Source organism: Chitinophaga costaii, assembly GCF_900094705.1.
In the GTDB taxonomy this organism is placed as follows: domain Bacteria; phylum Bacteroidota; class Bacteroidia; order Chitinophagales; family Chitinophagaceae; genus Chitinophaga; species Chitinophaga costaii.
Genome location: NZ_FMAR01000036.1, coordinates 1 through 4,145 on the forward strand (window position 1 = coordinate 1; position 4,145 = coordinate 4,145).

The following is a 4,145-nucleotide window of genomic DNA, read 5'->3' on the forward strand; positions in this document are numbered from 1 at the left end:
TTACCGTTCCCGTCGTACTTGATTTGTTCTTCGTAGGCTTTTACCGCCTGTCGTATCCCTCCGATGGAGAATCCTTAATATGATGATGTGTATTCCAAAGGAGGGATACGGGGGCGGCGAAGCGTAGATTGTGATTGCATCTATAATTTATTTTGCTATCTGCAAAAATAGATGACTTTTCAATTCATTTGGACCTGTGCGCTGGCGGAGGAATACACAATGTTGGACTTTTAGTGGTGTTTAGTGTTATCGAAGATCTACCACTTTTTGAAAAACGCAATATTTCCATTTTGCCCCCGGATTGGATTGCTTTCTATGAACATCAGTTAAAAGCACATGGCATGGTCGCTACAAAATCCTGGATGGTAAACCAGGTTTATCTTTCATTAGGTTATTTTTTGAGTGCCTGCGCCAGTATGGGACTGGACGCCACCCCCATGGAAGGCATTAACCGTAACGCGTATAAACAGCTATTGCCCCAAAGTGATTATACGCCATTATTTGCGGTTACGGTAGGCTATGCCGACGCAAGTGATTTGAATCATCCAACCGTTTCACCAAAATCGCGGTTTGATCTGGATGATGTGGTGCAATCAATTTGAAATGGAATTAGCAAATTAAAATGGGATTAGCAAAGCTTTTGAAGAAACACTTTAGGACTTTTTTGATGCCAATGAAAACTGGCTTAAGTAAATTCTTATGACGCTTTTAATGAATGCCATAGTAGGGCGCAATTGCAACTATACAACGCTCCTCCCCATCCCTTCCAAGTTACTTTTTTCTATATTTACCCAATACAATTGCATAACATTTTTACACCAAAAAAAGTACAAATACTTATTGTCTAAATTCAAATTTTCCATCTAATAGCATAACACGCTATAAGTATTTATTGATAAGTCAATCCTCATTTTCTTTTATCTTCAAAATCACTCTTCTGATTCATTATAAAAACAAAAATACTATCCCGCTCAGCTTTCGTTAAATTTTTAAAAAGAAATAGATGATTATTATCGCATAAAGCTTCCGAATATATATAACTAAATTTCAATCCCATTCCTTTCATTTCTAATATTGACGGTTTATACATAGATCTTCGAGCCGTGTAATTATGGCACGAAATACATTTTTCGACCACTAATTCCTTGCCCGTCTTGTTATTATTTTTTGCAGAGCATGAGAAACAAAAAAAAACATATATATAAAAATCGTTTCATGAAATCATTCTTATTTTAAATTTATAACTGCTCCCTTTTCTTTCAAATATTTAGCCGCATCGTTTCTGCTAGTTGAATTTTGTTCATCAGGCTTAATATCTCCTCTTTTGTTTATTTGATCCCAAATGAAATTCCAAGGACCTAGCGATTCTTGCCACACCTCCATGACATGCTCACTGTGTATATCCCAACAACTATTGGGTTCACCATTCATTATATCCTTGTCATTTTCCCCCCGATCATACGCTCCTAAAGTATGTAATAACTCATGAACTACTGTTTTCAAACCTTCGGATCTCCTTGAAAAATTTGCCAAATCTGAAGCCTCCATTAGAGCAATTCTCCCCCCTCTTTGGGCAACCCCTAAAACATCTCCCTTAGTAGTATTAGTAATCTTATCTACAATCAATAGCACATTTGCTCCATCATCAATATCATCTATTCTATCTACAACTCTAACATCAATATCCGTTTTTATATCATAGGTTACTTTTCTATTTACATACTCATTTGTATTCTTTAACCTTCTATTTTTTGTTGTAAATGGCCCTGTTTGATTGCCAGACTTTTGACCATAAAGATAATCTGTCAACTTAGAGCGAACCGTATTCTGAATATCACTTAAATCAATATCGTTATTCACTTTAGATGATACATTCAATATTTGAATTGTGATTTTCACAGATCCTGTCACCGTTATTGAACCATCAGCCCAACGAGTCACTTTAAAATTTGAAGGTATTACATCCTGTCCATTTGGGTCAATTAAATAATTAGGATTGTTAACTGCGTAAACATATGGTGCCAAACTCGGATACTTTATTGCCTGAGGATCCACCCGAAACCACCTTCCGACTCTTGAATCATACACTCTCCCACCAAAGTCTATATTATTCCCCTCCCCCTTCACCTCATTATCATTATCATTCTCCTTCCCATTAAACCCATACCGGTAAAAACCTGCGCAATCTCACGCCCACAGCCATACCTGCCTTAAAACCCGGCGCAGTGGCCGGGTTTTCTTATTGTGATTCATTTCAATTATCATTCCTTTGCTATAATTTTCTACATTGGCCAAATAAAAAAAATATAACAGAAGACGGATCACCTATACCCTGCAACATTTCTAAACGAAAACTATAATCTCCTTCTGGCCTAGCAATAACCTCATGAGAATGTATCTCCAAGTCTAAAAATGTTTTTAAATCTACTTGAGATATAATAAGAGAACGAACATCGGAAAACTCATATATAAGACCTACATGATCAGAAGCTGATTCTTCATATACCGAGAAAGAAATTGTTATCTCTCTTTTACTAAAATCAAAATCAATTCTATTAATCCCTTGATCATGTAACTCCAATTTTCGTAGTTCCTCAATGGTTTCGTTTAGTATCAACATAAGCCTATGTTTAGTTTATGAGAAATATGAGTTTTTATTTTCTGAGGGTTCTGTCCCTGGCACCTCAGTATTAAGCCACCCTTTTACACGATCAAGCGTGCGTTTGAACCAATTTTTCTTTTCCGGTTCAGGTTATACTATTATCTCATTCAACATCTTCGGCATCCCTATGTGTGATGGTCCTGATCCTTTGGGAACTGGATTGCCAGACTTATCCAGATAATAGTCACCTTTATTACTGGAGTTAGGATTATACCTGTGCCAATGGTCTTTGCCCTCCCAGCCAGGCGCCCCGTCTTTACGCGGATCCCATCTGATTTTCTCTTTTGTCTTATTATTTAAAAAATCTCTACTTCCTGATTTGTTGCTCGGATGCGTAATGTCTTCCCATTCGCTGCTCAATTCTCCAGGTGAAGCTGGCGGATTAGTCCAGTCAATCGGGAGATTCGCTCCTTCAGATGCTTCCATTCTCTTAGGTTGTCCAACAGTCAAGTCCCGAGGCAAGGAGGGCATAACTGGAGGCAAAACTATTTCACCTGGAGGAAGAGGAACAGTTATTGTCCCTGGCTTAGGCAGCGTCAAAATTGGCTCTAATGGAATCAAGCGAGGTATCCAAATTTCCAACCCATCTAAATCTACAGCTACTATTGGGCTATTGCCCGCAAATGCATAAGGCGACCACCAAGGGTATGTTTTGGTTAGCGGATCCACACTCAAAAACCTTCCCACTCTCGGATCATACACCCGCATCCCATAATCCTGCTGATTCCCATCCCCCTTCACCTCATTATCATTCTCCTTCCCATTAAACCCATACCGATATCCCCCCGTACTCCCATTCCTATCCACCATCTGCATCCCAAACGGCGTATAATCACTATAACTCGCAATCGTAGGCAAATAATAATCTATCGCTCCATTATGATCATTATCCACACCCACCCGCTGGTCACTGATGGTAGACAACACATTGCCCAGGTGGTTCGTTAGCTCATACCGGGATAACCCTTCCTGGCTCCAGGCCGTAGCCCCTGCGCCAGCTGTCAGCGTGATGCCCGCCTGCCAGGTACCCAGCCGGCTGCTGCCATACAAATCCTGCTCATTCCAGTACACCTGGCTGTCCCCATTCTTATTCCCATACACCGCCAGCGTGTTACCTTGCGCATCCCTTGCATACCAGGTCCGGCTGGTGACGCCTCCGCTAATATACTCCTTATAAATCCTGTTTCCTGTAGCGTCGTAGGTATATTTCAGTGCATCCCCGTTCGTCTTCGTGATATGCGAAATTTTCCCATACACCGTCCACTGGATCTGGCTCACCCCGTTCGCAGGATCTGCTGTGAGGTTGCCAATGTTGTCGTAATGATAGTTATCAGCAGCCTGGTTCACCAGGTCCTTGTTGGCGTAATTGCTGCCGCTCACCCCATCTTGGATATGCCGCAAACGGTTAGCCGTTAGTTGCCCGTTATTATCCTTCGGGTAAATATAACTCAACCGGTCCATATCCGCCTGGCTCTCCACCACG

The 4,145-nt window shown here is 40.7% G+C and carries 3 protein-coding genes and 1 pseudogene; 1 reads left to right on the plus strand and 3 read right to left on the minus strand.

The genetic code is table 11. The annotated features are described in order from the left end of the window. The first annotated feature begins 152 nt into the window (after positions 1-152). On the plus strand, positions 153-602 hold the full coding sequence (locus tag GA0116948_RS20690) for a nitroreductase family protein (protein ID WP_205686196.1): 450 nt from the start codon (positions 153-155) through the stop codon (positions 600-602). Between the two features lie 625 nt (positions 603-1,227). On the opposite strand, the pseudogene GA0116948_RS20700 reads toward GA0116948_RS20690, so the two are convergent. The 3 genes and pseudogenes from GA0116948_RS20700 to GA0116948_RS20710 form a co-directional block, all read right to left on the minus strand. Beyond that, positions 1,228-2,157: pseudogene (locus GA0116948_RS20700) on the minus strand (RHS repeat-associated core domain-containing protein); the annotation flags it as partial. A gap of 115 nt (positions 2,158-2,272) precedes the next feature. Further along, positions 2,273-2,620 carry a hypothetical protein gene (locus GA0116948_RS20705; RefSeq protein WP_089715790.1) on the minus strand — a complete coding sequence of 116 codons (348 nt, stop codon included), beginning with the start codon at positions 2,618-2,620 and terminating at the stop codon, positions 2,273-2,275. Between the two features lie 132 nt (positions 2,621-2,752). Continuing rightward, positions 2,753-4,145, minus strand: a 1,393-nt coding sequence (locus tag GA0116948_RS20710) for an RHS repeat domain-containing protein (protein WP_317041943.1), incomplete at its 5' end; no start/stop codon positions are given.